The sequence below is a fragment of the Solibacillus cecembensis genome, from assembly GCF_050272495.1.
In the GTDB taxonomy this organism is placed as follows: Bacteria; Bacillota; Bacilli; order Bacillales_A; family Planococcaceae; genus Solibacillus; species Solibacillus cecembensis.
This window is the reverse complement of the sequence record NZ_JBNNMF010000041.1, coordinates 1-18,847: the sequence shown is the minus strand read 5'-3', so window position 1 is coordinate 18,847 and position 18,847 is coordinate 1. Positions and strand designations below refer to the sequence as shown.

The 18,847-nt window shown below is 32.5% G+C and carries 23 protein-coding genes; 3 read left to right on the top strand and 20 right to left on the bottom strand.

Annotated features, from left to right (window positions below):
- Window positions 1-896 (top strand): NAD(FAD)-utilizing dehydrogenase (locus tag ACQKIH_RS21510; RefSeq protein ID WP_427768834.1); only part of this gene is annotated, 896 nt, incomplete at its 5' end.
- Window positions 897-1,145: 249 nt separating this feature from the next.
- Here ACQKIH_RS21510 and ACQKIH_RS21505 read toward each other — a convergent pair.
- The 8 genes from ACQKIH_RS21505 to ACQKIH_RS21470 form a co-directional block, all read right to left on the bottom strand.
- Window positions 1,146-2,186: a DUF1835 domain-containing protein gene (locus ACQKIH_RS21505; protein WP_427768833.1), complete on the bottom strand. Its 1,041-nt coding sequence runs from the start codon at window positions 2,184-2,186 to the stop codon at window positions 1,146-1,148.
- Between the two features lie 134 nt (window positions 2,187-2,320).
- Window positions 2,321-2,497 (bottom strand): hypothetical protein, encoded by a 177-nt coding sequence (locus ACQKIH_RS21500; RefSeq protein WP_427768832.1) that lies wholly within the window; start codon window positions 2,495-2,497, stop codon window positions 2,321-2,323.
- A gap of 1,044 nt (window positions 2,498-3,541) precedes the next feature.
- Window positions 3,542-4,501, bottom strand: a complete 960-nt coding sequence (locus ACQKIH_RS21495) for an acetyl-CoA carboxylase carboxyltransferase subunit alpha (RefSeq protein WP_427768830.1) — start codon at window positions 4,499-4,501, stop codon at window positions 3,542-3,544.
- A complete protein-coding gene (gene accD, locus ACQKIH_RS21490; protein WP_427768829.1) occupies window positions 4,494-5,342 on the bottom strand; it encodes an acetyl-CoA carboxylase, carboxyltransferase subunit beta in 849 nt (282 codons plus the stop codon). The genes ACQKIH_RS21495 and accD overlap by 8 nt, the downstream gene beginning before the upstream one ends.
- A gap of 54 nt (window positions 5,343-5,396) precedes the next feature.
- Entirely contained in the window at window positions 5,397-5,639 is a 243-nt protein-coding gene (locus tag ACQKIH_RS21485) for a hypothetical protein (protein ID WP_427768828.1), read from the bottom strand.
- Between the two features lie 625 nt (window positions 5,640-6,264).
- On the bottom strand, window positions 6,265-6,438 hold the full coding sequence (locus ACQKIH_RS21480; RefSeq protein WP_427768827.1) for a hypothetical protein: 174 nt from the start codon (window positions 6,436-6,438) through the stop codon (window positions 6,265-6,267).
- Window positions 6,439-6,760: 322 nt separating this feature from the next.
- On the bottom strand, window positions 6,761-7,309 hold the full coding sequence (locus tag ACQKIH_RS21475) for a GNAT family N-acetyltransferase (protein WP_427768826.1): 549 nt from the start codon (window positions 7,307-7,309) through the stop codon (window positions 6,761-6,763).
- Between the two features lie 1,543 nt (window positions 7,310-8,852).
- Window positions 8,853-9,062, bottom strand: coding sequence for a helix-turn-helix transcriptional regulator (locus ACQKIH_RS21470; protein WP_427768825.1), 210 nt, complete (start codon window positions 9,060-9,062; stop codon window positions 8,853-8,855).
- A gap of 506 nt (window positions 9,063-9,568) precedes the next feature.
- Between ACQKIH_RS21470 and ACQKIH_RS21465 the strand changes: the two genes are divergently transcribed.
- A complete protein-coding gene (locus ACQKIH_RS21465) occupies window positions 9,569-9,697 on the top strand; it encodes a CPCC family cysteine-rich protein (protein ID WP_427768823.1) in 129 nt (42 codons plus the stop codon).
- A gap of 181 nt (window positions 9,698-9,878) precedes the next feature.
- Here ACQKIH_RS21465 and ACQKIH_RS21460 read toward each other — a convergent pair whose 3' ends face one another.
- From ACQKIH_RS21460 to ACQKIH_RS21445, 4 genes are all read right to left on the bottom strand, one after another.
- A complete protein-coding gene (locus ACQKIH_RS21460; RefSeq protein ID WP_427768821.1) occupies window positions 9,879-10,307 on the bottom strand; it encodes a hypothetical protein in 429 nt (142 codons plus the stop codon).
- Window positions 10,308-10,504: 197 nt separating this feature from the next.
- The gene (locus ACQKIH_RS21455; protein WP_427768820.1) at window positions 10,505-10,705 is read right to left on the bottom strand and encodes a hypothetical protein; all 201 of its coding nucleotides are present in this window, start codon (window positions 10,703-10,705) and stop codon (window positions 10,505-10,507) included.
- Between the two features lie 17 nt (window positions 10,706-10,722).
- A complete protein-coding gene (locus tag ACQKIH_RS21450; protein WP_427768818.1) occupies window positions 10,723-10,860 on the bottom strand; it encodes a YhjD family protein in 138 nt (45 codons plus the stop codon).
- A 77-nt stretch (window positions 10,861-10,937) separates the two neighbouring features.
- The gene (locus ACQKIH_RS21445; protein WP_427768817.1) at window positions 10,938-11,081 is read right to left on the bottom strand and encodes a hypothetical protein; all 144 of its coding nucleotides are present in this window, start codon (window positions 11,079-11,081) and stop codon (window positions 10,938-10,940) included.
- Between the two features lie 193 nt (window positions 11,082-11,274).
- On the opposite strand from ACQKIH_RS21445, the gene ACQKIH_RS21440 reads away from it, so the two are divergent.
- On the top strand, window positions 11,275-11,859 hold the full coding sequence (locus tag ACQKIH_RS21440) for a hypothetical protein (RefSeq protein ID WP_427768815.1): 585 nt from the start codon (window positions 11,275-11,277) through the stop codon (window positions 11,857-11,859).
- A gap of 80 nt (window positions 11,860-11,939) precedes the next feature.
- Here the strand turns inward: ACQKIH_RS21440 and ACQKIH_RS21435 are convergent, their stop codons facing one another.
- The 8 genes from ACQKIH_RS21435 to rsgA form a co-directional block, all read right to left on the bottom strand.
- Complete coding sequence (locus ACQKIH_RS21435) at window positions 11,940-12,671, bottom strand: N-acetylmuramoyl-L-alanine amidase (RefSeq protein WP_427768813.1); 732 nt, start codon at window positions 12,669-12,671, stop codon at window positions 11,940-11,942.
- Entirely contained in the window at window positions 12,668-12,928 is a 261-nt protein-coding gene (locus ACQKIH_RS21430; protein WP_427768811.1) for a phage holin, read from the bottom strand. Before ACQKIH_RS21430 ends, ACQKIH_RS21435 begins: the two co-directional genes overlap by 4 nt.
- The gene (locus ACQKIH_RS21425) at window positions 12,918-13,205 is read right to left on the bottom strand and encodes a hypothetical protein (RefSeq protein ID WP_427768809.1); all 288 of its coding nucleotides are present in this window, start codon (window positions 13,203-13,205) and stop codon (window positions 12,918-12,920) included. The genes ACQKIH_RS21430 and ACQKIH_RS21425 overlap by 11 nt, the downstream gene beginning before the upstream one ends.
- 73 nt (window positions 13,206-13,278) lie before the next feature.
- Window positions 13,279-13,509, bottom strand: coding sequence for a hypothetical protein (locus ACQKIH_RS21420; protein ID WP_427768806.1), 231 nt, complete (start codon window positions 13,507-13,509; stop codon window positions 13,279-13,281).
- Between the two features lie 385 nt (window positions 13,510-13,894).
- Complete coding sequence (locus tag ACQKIH_RS21415) at window positions 13,895-14,308, bottom strand: DUF6892 domain-containing protein (protein WP_427768804.1); 414 nt, start codon at window positions 14,306-14,308, stop codon at window positions 13,895-13,897.
- 206 nt (window positions 14,309-14,514) lie between these two features.
- Window positions 14,515-14,673: a hypothetical protein gene (locus ACQKIH_RS21410; RefSeq protein WP_427768803.1), complete on the bottom strand. Its 159-nt coding sequence runs from the start codon at window positions 14,671-14,673 to the stop codon at window positions 14,515-14,517.
- 273 nt (window positions 14,674-14,946) lie between these two features.
- A complete protein-coding gene (locus tag ACQKIH_RS21405) occupies window positions 14,947-15,567 on the bottom strand; it encodes an NAD(P)-dependent oxidoreductase (protein ID WP_427768801.1) in 621 nt (206 codons plus the stop codon).
- A 1,314-nt stretch (window positions 15,568-16,881) separates the two neighbouring features.
- Window positions 16,882-17,952 (bottom strand): ribosome small subunit-dependent GTPase A, encoded by a 1,071-nt coding sequence (gene rsgA, locus ACQKIH_RS21400; protein WP_427768799.1) that lies wholly within the window; start codon window positions 17,950-17,952, stop codon window positions 16,882-16,884.
- Window positions 17,953-18,847: the final 895 nt, after the last annotated feature.

Below are 18,847 nucleotides of genomic sequence, written 5' to 3'. Positions count from 1 at the left end.
TTTATAAAGTTTTATCAAGCAAGATAGATATTCAATTTGAGGTGAATGTGCAAGATATAAAAAAAGATAGCGATTCTTTTACTTTAATTACAAATGAAGGGAAAATCCGATCTCAGCAAGTAGTGTTTGCAACAGGACGCTCTGGAACAGATTGGTTAAAAAAACAAGGTTCTAGTCTTGGATTTAAGCAAGGTAAAACTCGCTTAGATTTGGGTATTAGAGTTGAAATGGCAGAACAACAGCTACGTTTAATTTTGGAAGATACCTTTGAAACAAAACTTGCTTATGCACATGAAGATATCATTTCAAGTACTTATTGCATGAATCCTAAAGGAAGAATCATTCGTAAATATCAAGAAGGCTTAGTCATGCCTGATGGTCAAAACTTTCGAGAGCAAGAGGATGGAACTTCTAACTTGAATTTTACTTTGTTCACTCCAACGTATTTTTCTACTCTTAAAGAAGCAAATATGTATGCACATAAGGTTATCGGTGAAATAAATAAAGGTACAGATCGTATTGTAGTACAACGTTTGGGCGATTTAAGGGAGGGACAGTCTACAACAAAAGAAAACATGTATAATAATCGAATTGAGCCTACTTTAAAAGCTGAATTTGGGGACTTAACTAAAGAAATCCCTTTACTATATATTCAAATCTTTCAGGGATTTTTAAACCATTTGGAAAAATTTATTGGTGAAGCAATTGATGAGGATACATTGCTTTATGGTATGGACGGAAAGTTTTATTCGCCAACAATAGAAACTGACGGAAATTTCCAAACAAATATTCAAGGGTTATATGTAATTGGAGATTGTTCAGGAGTTACACATTCATTATCACAAGCAGCAGCTAGTGGTATTTTAGTAGGTAAACATCTAGCTAGTAATTGTTAGTTTTAAGAAGTTAATTGCTTTATTGCAAAATCTTAAAAATTTAAATTGGACAACTTTATTTTCTGTTTTCACTTGTGTTTGCATATAACTAAATAACTCAGTCATGACGCAAAAACTGGTTAGATAAACTAACCAGTTTTTTTATTTGGGTTTGTTAGCTGAAATTTGGGATATTAAAAAAAAAGGACCTAATTTAAGGACTTTTCTAATGCACTTGTTCAACTAAAGCCCCCGTTAGTTGAATAAGAATTATCGAAGTTTAACACTATAATACCTCATTGCTTTTGGAACACCTTTTATTTTAAATATGCCATTCACTATTAGATGTCTTACTCTATACTCAAAAAACTGGTCGCCGATATATTGATTTAAATATCCCATTACTTCACCAATAAGACGTGCTGATTTAATGAATTCATTATTCTTTCTCTCAAAATGAATTTTTCTTGCTGTATTGATTATATAATCATCGTAATAGGTTTCATTAACACTTAATATATCCTTATTTTCCCATATCCTTAAAACTTCTTCATTAGTAGATAACTGCTCCCATTCCTTCTCAAACTTTTCCCGTTCCTTTGGAGTTAATGAATTACTTTTTCTATTTTTTTCATAGACTAACCTTAATTTATCAGATGAAATTTCCCCAGTGTGTAACGGAAAAGAATCAGTTTCAAGAGTAGCAAATTGATTTTTATATTTTGAAGTCGCATCCATAACGAAAATATCGTTTGTTTTTTCTCTTAATAAATATAGAACATACCTTAATGCAGTTTGTTCATGAGCATTTTCCCCAAACCAAATGAATATTGGGGCATCTATTGGAATAGCGTTTATCTCTGAAATTGTTTTATTGAATTCGTCTTGATAGTTGTCTAAAATTTCATCATCAATATTTATATGATTTTTTAACCATTCGTATCTGTTGCTAAGCCCCGTCTTTTCATGCAACCGCCAAACTGGTCCGACAGAAAAAATATCTGAAAAAGTAATAACCTTTTCTTCAACTTGCAATCCCATCTCTTTTAATACTATTCTTAAACTCCCAGCAGGCGAATCACTAAATACAATATGAACAGCTTTGTAATGTGAATTTTTATCAATATTTGCCTGATTTTTTTTGTGATTTAGAAAATCACTATAACTCTTCTTCATGTCTATAACCAATTGTCCCTCTGAATACTGCTCTGTTTCTTCAACCATCTGGATTCTTAAAAACATTTGGAATAAAAGTGATTTCACTTCTTCTTCAGTTGAATTTTTAACTAAATTTCTTAATTCATTAATCAATTTATTAACCTCCTCACAGACTACATTTCCATAAAACTTAATTTGTTCTCGTTGAACAATTCTACCCCGATAGCACTACAATAATAGATTTACTGCTATTCAAGTAAAGCACCCTTTACGTTAAGGGCATTTCTTCACGATATATTTGGAAATAATTTATTCCCTATCAAACCACCGACTAAAGCAGATACTCCTGCAATTATCACTGAGGAAATAAGACTCGTGTTGGGAATTAAATACTCAAATAAAAAAACCACAATTCCAACAAATAGACCTGTAAATAAAGCCATTCCAATGCTTCCTTTTTTCATAATTACCATCTCCTCTTTTAACCAATACTACACTAATATGGAATAAGATTCTTCAACTAAACTGCTGCGTTTGTTGAATAAGAAAAAAGAGCAGCTGCTGCAATAGAAGCACTATCAGCTGGAAAAAAATTATTAGCTGCAGAACATCTAATTAAAGCTGGTGTTAAAGGTGGTATCCATAAGATAGTATTGACTTTAGGATATATACAAATTAAATGCATAAGTGTTTAATAGTTAAAAAAGTCGTCATAATGACGACTTTTTTTTTGATATTTTTTTTAGAAACAAAATGATAAGTGGTATAGTGAATATCAATATAAACGATTCAATCCAAGTCATTTCAGCTCCAGCTTCGTATTTCCATAACATCACACCTAAATAGACAAAAGTAAAGATAAATAAGTATATGAAAATATATTTTATTAATGATTTAAATTTATTACTTTGAAAAGTCAAAACCCCACCCCTTTTCCAATATTATAATAAATATGGTTTTATATTACAAGAAAGCGTAAAGTGGGTAAAAATCATTAAGGTTGTTGGCGATTATTTTCAAGAATTTTGTGTTAGTTTAAATTAGGAACCCCCCCTAATTTGAACACCTCGTCTATTTCATATCGTTTAAAAGCATTTTGCATCTCTTTTATTTCTTTCATTTTGCTATTTCTTATTGAATTAACCTGCTTCGTTAGTTCAATAAGAAAAAGCTACCCTAAAGGCAGCCTTGTTCTGCTAAAGCACCCCGTTAGTTTAAGTATATTCTTTCACAATCTTGCTTATAAATTAATGTTGGTTTGGAATAAAGTTTGTTGCAATCGTTGATTTTATAATAGAAGAAACCCACGCATTTTGAAAAAAGTTTGATCAAAATGCGTGGGTTTTATTTAAATGCGAAGTTATTTTTATCAAACTATATTACAAATAATGGAACTTTATTATAAATGATCAATTTTTTTCTTCCATCATTAGGATATTAATTTATTTAAGAAACATTTTTTATCTCTTTACGAACAAATTCACATGTCCAATAACCTAAAAATGAATTTAAGCTTCTGTATATTGTCCAATCTTTCTGAATTTCTCATAGCGATCTTCAATTAATTGTTCGCCATTTAGTGAATTCAATGCTTTTAGTGTGACGCTTATACATTCTTTTATATAAGATGCTTGCTTCGCAACATTGCAGTGTGCTCCACCAGTTATTTCAGGGATTATTCCATCAATAACGTCGAGCTCTTTTAAGTCAGGTGCTGTTATACGCATTGCTTCTGCTGCTTGCTTCCCTAGGCTACCATCTCGCCATAAGATTGATGCAGCCCCTTCAGGCGAGATAACCGAATACGTTGAGTTCTCTAACATAAAGACGCGATTAGCTACCCCTAATGCAATTGCGCCACCACTTCCTCCTTCCCCAATAACAATACTAATAACAGGTACTGTTAGAATCGCCATTTCAGCAAGATTTCTGGCAATGGCTTCACTTGGGCCACGTTCCTCGGCTGCCTTACCCGGATAGGCACCTTTCGTATCAATAAAACAAATAATTGGGCGCTTAAATTTCTCAGCCTGCTTCATTAAGCGTAATGCCTTACGATATCCTTCAGGGTGTGGCATACCAAAATTTCGTCGAATATTTTCTTTAGTTGATTTTCCGCGCTGGTGTCCAACAATTGTTACGGGCTGTCCTTCAAAGAGAGCGATTCCTCCAAGAATAGCCGCATCATCTCCAAACGAACGGTCTCCATGTAACTCTATAAAATTTTCGCACATAGCTTCTATATATTGTAATGTTGTTGGACGTTCAGGGTGTCTAGCAACCTGTACACGATCCCATGGCCTCATATTGGCATAAATGGATTGTTCTAGCTGAGTTAGGCGTGTTTCAAGATTTTTGATTTCGGCTGTCATATCTACTTTCGCTTCGGTAGCAATTGTTTTTAACTCATCAATTTTTTCACGTAATTGTACTACTGGTTTTTCAAAAGCTAAATTATTTTTAGACATGTTGCACGCCGCCTTTCGTATGTATTTTTACAAGTATTGCTACTTGTTTTCGTAAATCTTTTCGATGGAAAATTGCATCAAGCTGACCATGCTCTAGTAAAAATTCTGACTTTTGGAAATCATTCGGTAGTTTTTCTCTTAATGTTTCTTCGATTACACGGCGACCAGCAAAGCCAATCAATGCTTGTGGTTCAGCAATATTAATATCTCCAAGAGAAGCAAAGCTTGCCGAAACGCCACCGTATGTAGGATGCGTCATGATAGAAATAAACAAAAGTCCTTCTTCACTATGATGCTTTAATACCGCACTCGTTTTTACCATTTGCATTAGTGATAGAATGCCTTCTTGCATGCGTGCTCCACCACTAGCAGTAAAGATAATAACCGGTACACGTAATTCAATAGCTTTTTCAACGGCACGTGTGATTTTTTCTCCTACAACCGAGCCCATTGAGCCCATACGGAAATGAGAATCCATAATTGCTACAACAATTTCTTCACCATCAAGAGTACCTAACCCAGTCAGTACAGCTTCGCTTAATCCCGTTTGTTGTTTAGCCACTGAAATTTTTTCTACATAATCAGGGAAATTAAGTGGATTACTTGTTTGTAAATGATCATCCATTGAAACAAATGAACCTTCATCTAAGAAATATGCTACGCGCTCCTGTGCAGTCATTTTGAAATGATGGCCGCATTTTGTACACACTTTATGATTTCTTTCTAATTCCTTCGTTAACTGAATGTGACGGCATTCTGGACATTTTGTCATAAGTCCTTCAGGAATTCCCTTTTCTTGTCCGTCCTCTTTCTTTTTACTAAATAAGCTACGTACTGCCATGTTTGACTCCCCCTCTGTTGTCTAAATGCCTTGTTCAGTATTCATCCACTGTTCTTAAGCTTTTAATGCTTCTTTTTCATAGTCAAGCTGCATCGATTTCAACATAGTTTGAATGATTAATTTTTCTTCTTCTGTTGAGTATCGATTTAAACGGTCACCGGCATAAACTGCTAATTGAAACCAGACTTTTAGTGAAAAACGATTTCTGACGTGATGATTATTTCTCGTAATTTCTCGTAAAACATCCAGACAATTAATCGTACCTCTAACTCTAGCTTTACAAAAAAACTGTCCCACACAGGTAGTGTTCGAAGAGTCACTGTACAACTTATAACGCGAATGGCTTCCTTTTCATGAATTTGTCGCGTTAATTCGACATCCTTTTTTTGATTTTTTTAATCTTCTAATATAAACATCGACAAAATTTCTACGAGCTGATGCTTTTGTGTAGAAGCTAGAAACATACCCCACCTATATCTCGTTTTAATAAGACCTAACAACTCTAAACTTCACAATGCCTCTCTCACAGAGAATCGCCCGACACCCAGACGTTCTGAAAGGGCTCGTTCGGAAGGTACTTTTCACCAGCCTGTATTTTTTCCATTTTTATAAGTTGTCGTAATTGTTGGACGATATCTAAAAAAACTTTCTTTTGTTCGGTTTTTTTATCCATACGATCAACTCCTCGGTCAATCTATTCGCCTTGGAATAATTATTGCTGTCGCTTTCCTTTCGCGCAGATAAACAATGCATCCAAAGGCTTTATCTTCATTCAGTAGGTGTTTGGATACCTACTAAAAAGAAACAAAATCCACCACCTTCAGATGATGGCGTCTCTTACTGAATGAATTCAAAATAATTATTTGAAAGTAAAGAAAAAACTGCATAAAAATTTATGCAGTTTCTAAAATTCCCTTCAATTTCATATTCTTTTCGTCGTTTGTGCATATTTTATTTTCACTTGAGGTCTACCAAAGCGCTTTTCAAGCGTTCTCTTAATGTAAAGCAATTCATCTTCTAGTAAAAGCTCTTGAACAAGATGAAAAACTTGCGGGAATAAGGTTACAGAAACCGTTCCAAACTCATCCTGAAGCATGTAAACGGCGACCTACAAGGAAAGCACGTACATGGCATCGTCCAGACGTGGCCCACTGAGCCAATACCCAGGGTTATTAATCGTAACTTTTTTATAATCGTCGCGACTTTATTTTAAACATCGTATCCTTTTTATAAACATCGCAACTTTATTTCAATTCTACAATTAACAAAAGAGCTACCTAAGTAGCCCTAAAAAGTGAAAAAATTATATTAATTTTCCTAGTCATTCTTTGCAATAATTTTTTATATCAGAAGAATGACTTTTTCTTCTTATAAGAGTATGTACCAGAAACATTCTCGTTTTTATCTACTTAATAAGCTTACTTTGCGTTTATAAAATAAACTAGTTGATCAGTCCATTTGTCGTCATCGTATATAAATCCTTTCCTCGTGCATTCATATACCATTCCAATACTTTCTGCTAACTTTATAGATGTTATATTATCAAGGTTTATGTGAGCCTCTATTCGATGATAATTTAATCTTTCAAACGCTAGATTAATGGCTGCTTTAACAGCCTCCTTACCATAACCATTTCTCCAAAAGTGGTTATGAATTGTATAACCGAACCTAGCCCATTGAAATTCTTCCCTTATAATTGTCGAAAAGTCTATAAAACCAAGATGAGTATTATCTACTTTTCTGAACACTCCAAATACATATACCTTGTCATCCTCAGCCATCTGATGATGTTTAGTAACTAAATCACGAAACCATTCTTTCGTACAGATGCTCATATCTAATTTACCTTCATCGTATTTATGTTGAGAAGGTAAACGATTTTCATATTGGTTAAGCCAAGATGAATAATCTTCCTCTTCTATTAATCGAATAACTAATCTTTCTGTTTCAGTTCTTATCTTATTCAATCGAACACCTCATCTAGAAATACTTCCTATTCTTATATAGTATATTCGATATAAGGAAATTATCTCCTTCTTATTGAACTAACCTGCTTCGTTAGTTCAACAAGGAAAAGGTTGATTTATAACGTTAAGGAATCGGCAGTATATGAAAGATTTTATTCAAAATATAATCCAGTGCAATTTCTTTTTGAACAGCATTGAAAGCTTTGTTGTATCTAAGTTCAAACGATAGTGCATAAAAAGGTTTATATGAATGAAATACAGAAAAACACTTAATACATTGGTATGACAACGTTTCAAGTGTTTTATTTCGTCCCTAAACTTTGATTTGGGAACGTTATATTAATTTTTCTTGAATTTTTATGTAGAATTTCCCTTCATTCATTCTTTCAGTTCCTCAAAACGTGCATCAATATGTTCTATAATAAGTCTAAGTACAATATACGATGCTAAATAGTATTTTTTTTAAATGTATTTTTCAATATGTCAGAAAAACCTGAAAATAAAACAATTATTGAAAGCGGAATTTGTTGCTCTATATCTAAATTGTTTAAATAAAAATAAAAGATAATGCATGTAACTAATAATATCACCAACATTTTATACCGTTTATTCTTATTATCTTCATCTAGCAAATTTAATATTATTGGAAAAATAAATAAATAGAAGTTCGTTGGATACCAAATGAAAACTAAATAAGAAAAATTTAATACCAAACGAAAATGTAAATTAGATTTAGAATTCAACTTCATAGCAGACGGCTCCCTACATTCCTCTTTAGATAAAACACGCTAACTGCAAGAACTAAGAAGCCCCCAATTTTTAAGAAAAACGTTTCAAATGTTTCATCGAAGATAGTTATACTCATAAATTATTTACCTCCATCAAATTATCAACTTCAGTATTTATTCCACAGTCATTTCTTATATCAATTAAACGTCTCCTAACCGACGTTTGGTAACATTTCATTGAGAGTCTATTTATATGTTGCAGCCAATCAGAACAAGTGAATCGAACAGTCCTCTTTAAAATAGTTTCTCACAGCGTTTCAGAGCGTTATTTCCTAATAAAAACATCGACAAATACTGATTTAACAGTACTTATCGCTGTTTGAAATGTTACCAAGCTTTCATTTGGGAACGTTATTTAGTTTATAAATTTATATATATGTAGGTTGGTTTCTCTATTCTATATTCAAGAGTAAAGAAGACTTCAAAATCTTTTTTACTCTGTACATTCATACACGCTTATGAGAGATATAAACAAACAGACCATTAAAAATACCTGAAATTAAAATTATGAACATACAGATATTTAAAGCTAAACTTTCTTCCAAATTAATAAACGAAAGATAATGAAGGCTATACGCAACTGTTACACCCAAAAAAGATATTAACCAACTATATTTATAGCCGTTACTTACTATCAATTGAAATCGTTCATCATTTTTATAACCTTGAGCAACACCAATTACAGACCCCATTACGAGCACAAACAAAATAAGCAGAATAATATATATAGTTAATATTAAAGTTACACCTCTTTCCTATTTGTAATTAAAAATTTCAGTAATTTCTTTATCAAATACTTTTGCTATTTCAAACGCTAAAATTAATGATGGATTATAACGATTCGCTTCAATAGAAGCTATTGTTTGACGAGAAACATCTACTTTACTAGCTAATTCCTGTTGTGTCATTTTTAATTCAGCTCTACAGACAGACAAATTATTCGAAAGATTCCCATTTTTTATCATATCTACCTCCTGTTACATATAATGTAATATATTTTTAACTTTTTGTAAACTATTTTTAACACCAAATTATGTATTTATCAAAATCTTTATTCAACAAAAAAGCAGATGAAAATTCATTGTAGAATTACTCTGCGTTTTGGCTACTTTAATTAAAATTTCGTATAAATCTACTAGCTCGAAGTATAACCTTCCCAAAGCGTCTTTTTGGTAACTTTTCTTTCCTTAACGTTGTAAATCTGTATTTATTTGACGGGACACCTATCTGGGCAGCTTCAAAAAATATCATGCTCACTCCATTATACTCAAAATTTACAATATAAGGATTAGATAATCTATAAAAGGTGGTAAAATTTCTTTTTAGGCATTATTTCTTTTTCTAAAAATAAAAATAACCAGGCACTTATCGCTTTTAAAAAAAGATCGTTAACCTTTAATTGGATATTTATGTTAACATTACTGTAATGAAGATTGTGAAGTAATGTACTTAAACTAACGGCGCAGTTTAGTTGAATAAGAAGTCGGAGAGTTTATATGAAATATACTTGTCCTTTTGTGGATATAGAGCATTTGACGATGAACCCCCAGGAACTTACGATATATGTAAAATTTGTTTTTGGGAAGATGATGGAGTTTAGTTTGATGACCTTGATTGTAAAGGAGGAGCTAATTTTCCATCCTTAAGGTGAACACAAAAAAATTTATTGTATTTGGGGCTTGTCTGGCGACCCCTACCCACAAATTTCTGTTTATAGCATTGTAAAATAAAAAAGAGCACACTTTTCTCGATTTTCATCGTAGATAAGCGCACTCTATAAATTACTTTGTTGAAAGAATCATTTTACAAACTGTTAAATAATCTTCTTCATAATTCATGAATTTTACTAATACATTTTTCGTTACTTCTGGCGTGAAAATTTTTTGATCCTCATCAGTAAGTTCATAAATTTCAATCACTTTTTGATGGAATTCTTGAAAAGTAGGAAATTTACCTGTTCTTTTAAGCTGTAGTTGACTTCTACTAATTAACATAGGTAATTCATGATATTTAATTCCAGGAATATTTAATTTTAATAAAACATATTCAAAATCAAGAATAGTTAAACTATTCTTCTTTTCAACTAGATCTATTAATAGATCAGTTACCTTTTCAAGCTTTTGAGTCAAACTGTAAACAGTTTCATCAATTCTATCAATTTGTGGTTTTATTTTTTCTATTTTATCTTCTAATTCTAAAATTTTAGACATGTCACACCACACTAACTATTATATTTTTTCTTAAACTGGAGAAAGTACTTCAATAGCTTCTCTAATTACACCAGCTGCAATTCTAGCTGAACATCACCAATAACTCCTTCAAGCGATTCCCTGACTACAGTTTCTATTTTACCATAAGTTAAATCCTCTACGTTTTCTAATTTTATCCCTACACCATTTTTTACTTTTCATGAACCTTGATTCGTTCGGTTCAAAAGCATATTTTCAACATGCGTTTTTATTGCTCGATTTGCGTATCGTATTTCTATATCTTCACCAGCCGTCGCTACGATTACATCACTAAAATTCTCATCAATTTTAACCCATTTTACAACACGAATTTTATCTTTGGCCAGCAAGCGTTTTTGGTTTAAATAATCATTACGCACGTCTTTTAATAAGTTGTCTATAATCGGTAAATAAATTTTTTCATTTTCATATGTTCGGTTTGCTCCATCTTATTATAATCTGTTTGAAGTGATTGAACGGCTAAATCCAACACTAAATATTCATGTACAAGTTGACGTTGCTCTAAGTTTAACATTAGATTACTAGCCTCTCTCTACTAACGATTGGAGCAATGGCTAATACATTATCGATGATAAAAGTACGTTTGGCTTGTTATACGAAACAATATGCTTGAAATTTATCGCCAATCAATTTGATGATCTTAATGCGACGTTTTGAAATAGAACCATCTTTAGATATATACATCATGTCTAACAATTGATTACGTTGCATTGCTTTTATTAGTCGATTTTTCATGTTACCCCTCCAAATAATCGAACGTCTGTTTGTTTACATTATACGTACATTTGTTCTGTTTTAAAAGTGGGAATATCAAGAAATTTGAAATAAGCCCTTACTTTTTATCAAATAACTAATACAGTTATCTGCTTTTTATTATGTACTTCTCAAAACATTGCTAATAAAATGGAAAAAAAGGAGTATGGTACATATGATAAAGACCTTAACAGGATTGGCGACTAAATCTATTCATACTAAATCTGGAGTTCTCATTACTGAACCATGGAGTTCTTCAATGTATTTTAATGCACCAATGGGAAACCGAGTTCGATTCTTAACGGATTATTTTAGAGAAGTTCGAGTGGAAGGGATTCGAAAGTTTATTAATGACCTCACACTTGATGACCCCACTGTTGATCTATTTATTTCTTTAGAATACGACAATAAAAAGAAATACATCTCTCTAAACTTATCCAAGCGTATACGCTTAGTTAATTGGAAGGAATATAAACTTACAAGTGAAGAGTGTGATCTTTATGAAGGCTTTGGTAAGATTGCATTAATAAAAAATGTAGCAGTAAATGACATCATTTTATCTACAATAGATGCGCTTCTCAACAAAAATAGACGTGCCTCTAATGCTGTATTTTTTATTGTCACGAGTAAGTATTTAATTTATTTTGGAACAAGTGGGGACGTAATCGATATACTTTCTACAGATCCTATAAATATTAAAAACCTAAAAATGAATTATAAAGGTATTTTTGATACTTTTTATGATGAACCTTTAAGCTAACTTTAGTAATCAAGTTTGTAAACGCAAAAAAGCCCGCCACTACTGCTATTAAACAGTAATGACGGGCTTTAAAATTTTATTTATTTTTTATTTAGCGCATTGTGAAGCATCGTAATAACTTCTTCGCGTGTGGCTGGGCGTTTTAAAAATGTACCATCTGATATACCATTAGCTTTCGCCCATTCAACTGCTTCTATTGCCCACGGTGCTGGTGCTGCATCTTTTACATATGTCGGTTGTACCACTAGTACTTCCTCCTTTTTATCTGATATTTTATATCCAATATGAACAGCCAAAACTTTTGCAATCACTTGGCAAATCGCTTCAAAGTGCTTATCCATCAATTCAACATCTTTTTTGCTGTTTACAAAACCAAACTCAGTTAAAATACTAGGCTCGTATGTGCGAGTTAGGACACCGATATTATCACGATATTTCGCACCACGGTTAAGTAATCCAGAAACGTCACACATCGCTTTTGCGACCGCTGCCGCTAAATCTTTTTGGGTACTGTATAACACTTCCACTCCGATTGGTCTATCAGTTAATGAACTTGTTGAATTTAAGTGGCCACTCACAATAAGTCCATTGCGATCTACGTTGTGGTGCATAATAAGATTATTAATATTTTGAGTCTGATTCTTGGAAACTTCATCCTCGTAAAATGTCGTTGGAACTTTATTGGCTACTAAAATATCATAAATTCGTTTAATAAATTTACGGGCATATTGCACTTCATCTACATACCCTCTTGCACCCGTTCCATCACCGTAATGTCCGACGTGCAATTCAATTTCTTTTGGTTGCGTCATTTTGCGTCACCTTTTGGCTTGTCATAACGCAACGCTTGGATGCTGTCGTTTGTACCATCCGTTGTTGGGTCCACAACCACACCAATAGCCACTAAAATAGCAAGAACCGTGTTGAACAACTCGGTTACTTGCTCATTGTAAATCGTTGTATCTAATCCAAAGATGGCAGCTACCTGTTGCACTAGTAATAACACCAGTGCAAACATGGCCACTAAAAATGGTTTGTGTTTTAAACGTACTTTCCAGTTAATCTTCATTTGGTATTCCCTCCAATTTGTTAATGCGTTTATGTGCTTGTTTCACTGATTCTTCATTACGTATTGATTTTTCGTTTAACGCTTCAATTTTGCGACCTTGGTCTTTTAAATCTAAGCGTATTTCATCTATACCGCGAGCGATATAATCAACTTTAGATGAGGTACTCGCCTCGGCTGCATCTTGAATTTTGCTATCTTTTTTCATTGTAATAACCCCGCCAATAATGCCTAACAATGCACCGATAGCACCAAATAACAATGACATTTCAATACTCATAGAACACCTACCTTTACCAATATAAAAAGGACACGCAGCTGCGTATCCCTTTGTAATTCCCAATCGCGTGTAATTATTTTAGATATTTTGAAATTATATCTAAAAATTGAAGAATAAAACCGGCAATAGCAAAAATTAACCCTAATATTGTCCAGTTCATAACTTTACTTTCTTTAGTATTCGTATTTTCCAAGTCTCCCCAAGTTAAGCCCTTTTCTGAGACTCTTCCTTTTACAATTAACACAGACATACCAGTTACCATAGTACCGATAAAAGCTAACACCATCCCTATTATCCCTATCATTTATAACACCTCAATGAAATATTATATCAAATAATTGAACAATAAGGATTTGCGCCATAAAAAAATAACGCTAGTCGATTGACTGAGTTTTGATATATTTTTGTTATTTAATTAACTTACGAGTTACTACGCATTTTGTGACGAATACTCAACAAAAAAAGCCAACAAATTGTTGACTTAACTTGTTAAACTAAAGCCCCCGTTAGTTTAAGTTTAACATTTCACAAACTTACTTTATTTTTCATTTTTTAAAAGCTATTTCTAAATCTTTTTTTCATTCATTACAGGAATGCTGCACCGTTAGTTCAATACGAAAAAAGAGCTGCCTAAGCAACTCAATGTTCTTCAAGTAACGCACCAAGTTAGTACAATAACTTCCTCCATATTAATAATCAATTTCAATTCCAGCTTGTTTAAATGGTTCTAATACTTTCGGATAACATAGTGAAGTATATTCAACTGTTTTTAAATTTTTCAAATTTTGAAATCCTTCAACAGAAATCACATCAAATAAACTATCCTCGCGATCCCAATCTGGCTTTAGTATATGATAAATTTCATTACCCCCATCAAAACAAAGGTATTCAATCTTTTTTAAATCACTAATTTCCAAAGTTAACTCTTCTAAATAATCCCTGATTTCTACAATTGGCCCAGCCCCAGAATACCATTTGAAATTATTCGTATACTTATTTATTAAGTCTGTTAGTTCTGTTAGAAATTGTGGCTCTTTATCTAATAAAGCTTCAATTATCACTAATTTAAAATTAAAATCTTTAAATATCGTACTCCCCCCCATTCTACTATCTCCATTTTTATCTCTGTCTTAGCTATTAATCCAACTTACAATACTCACATTATAACAACAATTGTTAATATTGTTAATATTCATGAAAATTCTTGTTGAGCTGATCTGCTTCGTTAGTTGAAGAAGAAAAAAGAGCCGCTTAAGCAGCTCAACGGACTTTCACTAAAGCCCCCAGTAGGTCTATTTTCACTAACTCTTCACCAAATACTCTTTATTAGGCGAATTATCATTCTTGGAATGAATAAGAGGATGTTCCAAATAATGTTCCAAACGATTTCTATTAAGATATAGCCCCCAAGCTCACTTAGAATTTCTTTTAAAAAACCATCCTGCTTTTCTTTTTTTTTATTTTTCATCTTCTAACTCCCAATAACTCAATATCTATTAATAGCATAATCCAAAAAATCATCTCCCAACTAAAAAATTTCTAGAGGGGAGATGATTGTAATCAATCTTTATTATATATTATCGAACTTTGTTGTAAATTATCAATCTTAATTAAAGGCTACATCAGCAATCCTTCTTCAACTAAAGCCCCCGTTAGTTGAAGAGTGGGATTGTTGCTGCAACTCCCTTTCTTATTCAACAAACGGGTTTGTCCATTAAGCAAGTAGTAGAAGAGAATACTATTAATAGGCGATACCTACACGTGATTTTATATAATCCCTACTTTTTAACTGCTTAAATGCAAATTCTGCTGTATCCTGGACTGAAATTTTACTACCACCCTCCGGTAAAAAATTACGTTCTATTCGATATTTACCTAACCGTTCTCCATCCGGCAAATATGTAGGACAGACAATGGTCCATTCGAGGTTTGATTGTTGAAGCATATCGTAAACTTTATTATGTTCTTCGGCGGCACGGACAGACTTTTGCTTTGATTCACTTGACTGATAACGCAATAATTTTGGGCTAATTCTACTTTGCAGGATCCCGGCAGTTCCTATAGTGATAATTCGTTGTATACCTTCGTTTTCCATTGCTTCGATAATGAGTGGCATACTTTCTGATAAAGTTGTTGTCCCATCAGTATTTAGTGCACTAATAACTACATCAATCCCATGCATTGCACGTACGATATCATCTTTATTTAAAACATTACCTTGAATAATAGTTAAATTTTCATTATTTATTTGAATCTTCTCTGGAGTGCGAACTAATACATTAACAGGATGTCTGTCATGAAGGGCATAAGTAACTATTTGACCTCCAACTCGTCCAGTTGCACCTAAAATTAAAATATTCATTAAAACGAACCTCCTTTTACGAATACAAATATTACACTACACTGTAAAGGCTATTATATCGTCTTTTTCAAATAAGATAGGGCTTCTTTAATTTCTTTAAAATTTAGGATAGATATTTAATGTACTTAAACTAACCTGCTTAGTTAGTTCAATAAGCACATATTTTATTCAGATAAGGTAACATTACAATTATTAATTGAATGGGGTGTTTGTTTCCCTAACTTGCAATTGGGAACGTTTATTAAGTTTATTTTGCATACTTTATAAACCTTTAATGAACTAAAAATCATTGCCCATTAAAAGACAGTGAAACAGTATTTCTATTGTTTAGAGAAATGTTCTAATACTTTTTTAAGCAAAATCATAGTCCAGATTGTCCCAATAAACCAAAGTCCTATAGCGAAAACAAATGTTTCAATTAATACATTTAATTCAAATGCTCTAATTACTTTCAGAAGCTTTGAACCACTAAAAAACATTAAAAATAAAGACAATAAATAAAGAAATAAGGGATGTATAAATTCTCTGACCCCAAGAAATTTCGGAAAATAGTTTCCTTTCTCGTTTAGATGACAAGAAGTATTTTCATAATCGTATCGCCAACACCCTTTAATAGTAATTCTAATATAAATAACCCAAATATGGTAAACATATTTATTATGATGATTTATAATACAAACATTCCCAAACCGTTGTTGGCAACATTTCATTGAGATTCTATTTATATGTTACCGCCATTCAGAACAAGTGGATCGAATAGTCCTCTTTATAATAATTTCTCACAGCGTCTCAGAGCGTTATTTTCTATAAAAAACAGCGACAAACACTGTTAAATTAGTGTTTGTCGCTGTTTGAAATGCTCCATATAAAAGTTAGGGAACAAAAACCCTCTATTGAACGGGAGTTTTTGGCTGCTTATGTTCAGTAAGTTCCCAAATGTAGCTTTGGGACATTTTCAACAAGATTAACCTTGTACAATAAATTTAGCTCAAATATTATTTTTGAAACTCTGTATTTAACCGACAAAAAAGGGGGCAAAATGGAGATTCGTCTAAATAAAGAGTAGTTTATTTGTGTATATCTAAACAAAGAGACATTAACTTAATCCGGTACAAGTTGAAAAGTTTACAGAGAATATAAATCCAATGCTAAATAGCACACTAAATATCTGCTTTTAGATCATTGTACAAAATCAAAATAGCAACTTGATATGTTTGATTTTGATAAAGATAATAAAGAAAAGTTGAAGTGAAGTTTTGCAGACTCCAAATAGCTGTATAAGAAGCGACCCTAAACCATAGTCGCTCCCACATTTTATCTTCCTCTATTTTTTGCCTTAACAGCTTTCCTACTTCGCTTTATTTCTCTTAAATTATACACCCTATTTTTCAGTCTTTCTTTTTCCCGACTCTCCATTTTCATCTCTGCATGTTTTGCTTCTCTTTCAAGCTGTCTATAACTTTGTAATCTCTTATTTGAAAGCTCTCCATCTGTAATGGCCTGCTGCACGATACATCCCGGCTCACTCTTATGCTGGCAATCATTAAATTTACATTGCTTTATTAACTCATCAATATCTGAGAACGATTTTGATAAATCAACACTTTGTACCCCCAACTCTGACATACCAGGGGTATCAATGACAACACCAAGTCCCGAAATCAGATAAAGTTCGCGTCTTGTTGTCGTATGCTTTCCTTTATCATCATTTCTAATATCGCGTGTTTCAATAAGTTTCTGACCAAGTAAAGCATTTATTAATGTTGATTTACCAACACCTGATGATCCAATAAAGGCTACCGTCTGTCCACTAGATAAGTAGTTTTTGACTGGTTCATAGCCCACCTTATCGACACTTGAAGTCACGATAACATCAACGCCTATAGAAATCTTGGATACTTCCTCTAACATTACTTCAATATTTAGGCAAAAATCTGCCTTAGTTAATACGATAACTGGTGTCGCTCCACTATCCCATGCAATCGATAGATAGCGTTCCATACGTCTTATGTTAAAATCATTATTTAATGACATACATATAAATATTTTATCAATGTTAGCGGCAATAAGCTGGGTTTCTTGAGTCATTCCGGCTTCCTTACGTACAAGTAAACTTTTTCGAGATAGCATATGGTGAATTATACTATTCCCATCTGTTCGTTTAATCATAACAAAGTCTCCTACAGTTGGATAATCTCTGGTTCCAGTAGCTTTGAAACGAAACTTTCCAGATACCTCCGCTTTCAGTTCACCTTGATTTGTAATTAACTTATATATCCCTTTTGATAATGACGACACTCTTGCAACATGAAGACCTTCAAAATGTTTTACCTCTTTTAAGAAAAAGTCACTTAATCCTAAATCTTCCATTTCAGTATTGAACATAATATCCTCCTAAAGTTAAAGCACAAATTTTGGAGGTCCTAATGTATGGTGTTAATTAACACCTACCTCCCTTAAAATTACAATTCCATACTCAGATCCATTAGACATAAAACATCATCTCCTCTCATGTTTAGATACGGTAAATATATCATAAAAAACCAGATTATACCATTAAATTATTTAAGTTAGTATAATTATTTAACAAGTCTTAAGACTACAACAGATAAAACAGAAAATTTAAAAAAGAGTAATACAGACCACCTGTTTACTCTCTTGTCCGCAATTTGTCCGCAGAATTATTTTTTTGTGTTAATTTTATTTATCTGAATTGATTTTGCCTGTCCTAAAAACCTTATTAAATCGGACTTTTTTAACTTAATTGAATTCAATTTAACTTGGTTTATTAAGCCAGATAAATTCGACAAGGTGGGGGTCGCTGGTTCGAGACCAGTCGGGACCATCATTTAAAGTGCCTGTTAACGTTGATATATCAATGTTAACAGGCACTTTTATCAACTTACATTATGTTCCTTTTTTACTGATGGGGTTAAAATGTGGTTAAATTTCATGATAATTCATGATAAATCTTATAAAATAAGACCACCCATAATCGAGTGGTCTTTTTATTGTTTTATTCAACTAAAGCCTCGAATTATTACTCTTCTTGAATCTATAAATGTACAGCATAATAAATGGAAACGGTATAGCACAATAAATATAATTCATCGTAACAGAAAAATCATAAAAATTTCTTAGCAATTTCCCTAGCAGATAATAAAAAACAATAGCAATTATTATTGGGGACTGACCCCAAAAGTATAGACAAATAAAAAAAGCATCTTCGATTGAATTCGGGTTTAGATACCTAAAATTCAATTAGGAGGTGTTTTTTTAT

Bases quoted from the DNA above. Each gene is read 5' to 3' on its own strand.
- ACQKIH_RS21480 (WP_427768827.1), bottom strand. From the start codon at position 6,438: ATGCTTCAGGATGAGTTTGGAACGGTTTCTGTAACCTTATTCCCGCAA.
- ACQKIH_RS21430 (WP_427768811.1), bottom strand. From the start codon at position 12,928: ATGAAGATTAACTGGAAAGTACGTTTAAAACACAAACCATTTTTAGTG.
- ACQKIH_RS21500 (WP_427768832.1), bottom strand. From the start codon at position 2,497: ATGAAAAAAGGAAGCATTGGAATGGCTTTATTTACAGGTCTATTTGTT.
- ACQKIH_RS21435 (WP_427768813.1), bottom strand. From the start codon at position 12,671: ATGACGCAACCAAAAGAAATTGAATTGCACGTCGGACATTACGGTGAT.
- ACQKIH_RS21450 (WP_427768818.1), bottom strand. From the start codon at position 10,860: ATGTTAAACTTAGAGCAACGTCAACTTGTACATGAATATTTAGTGTTG.
- ACQKIH_RS21470 (WP_427768825.1), bottom strand. From the start codon at position 9,062: ATGATAAAAAATGGGAATCTTTCGAATAATTTGTCTGTCTGTAGAGCT.
- ACQKIH_RS21420 (WP_427768806.1), bottom strand. From the start codon at position 13,509: ATGATAGGGATAATAGGGATGGTGTTAGCTTTTATCGGTACTATGGTA.
- ACQKIH_RS21460 (WP_427768821.1), bottom strand. From the start codon at position 10,307: ATGTCTAAAATTTTAGAATTAGAAGATAAAATAGAAAAAATAAAACCA.
- ACQKIH_RS21405 (WP_427768801.1), bottom strand. From the start codon at position 15,567: ATGAATATTTTAATTTTAGGTGCAACTGGACGAGTTGGAGGTCAAATA.
- ACQKIH_RS21425 (WP_427768809.1), bottom strand. From the start codon at position 13,205: ATGAGTATTGAAATGTCATTGTTATTTGGTGCTATCGGTGCATTGTTA.
- ACQKIH_RS21440 (WP_427768815.1), top strand. From the start codon at position 11,275: ATGATAAAGACCTTAACAGGATTGGCGACTAAATCTATTCATACTAAA.
- rsgA (WP_427768799.1), bottom strand. From the start codon at position 17,952: ATGTTCAATACTGAAATGGAAGATTTAGGATTAAGTGACTTTTTCTTA.
- ACQKIH_RS21410 (WP_427768803.1), bottom strand. From the start codon at position 14,673: ATGAAAAATAAAAAAAAAGAAAAGCAGGATGGTTTTTTAAAAGAAATT.
- accD (WP_427768829.1), bottom strand. From the start codon at position 5,342: ATGGCAGTACGTAGCTTATTTAGTAAAAAGAAAGAGGACGGACAAGAA.
- ACQKIH_RS21445 (WP_427768817.1), bottom strand. From the start codon at position 11,081: ATGAAAAATCGACTAATAAAAGCAATGCAACGTAATCAATTGTTAGAC.
- ACQKIH_RS21415 (WP_427768804.1), bottom strand. From the start codon at position 14,308: ATGGGGGGGAGTACGATATTTAAAGATTTTAATTTTAAATTAGTGATA.
- ACQKIH_RS21495 (WP_427768830.1), bottom strand. From the start codon at position 4,501: ATGTCTAAAAATAATTTAGCTTTTGAAAAACCAGTAGTACAATTACGT.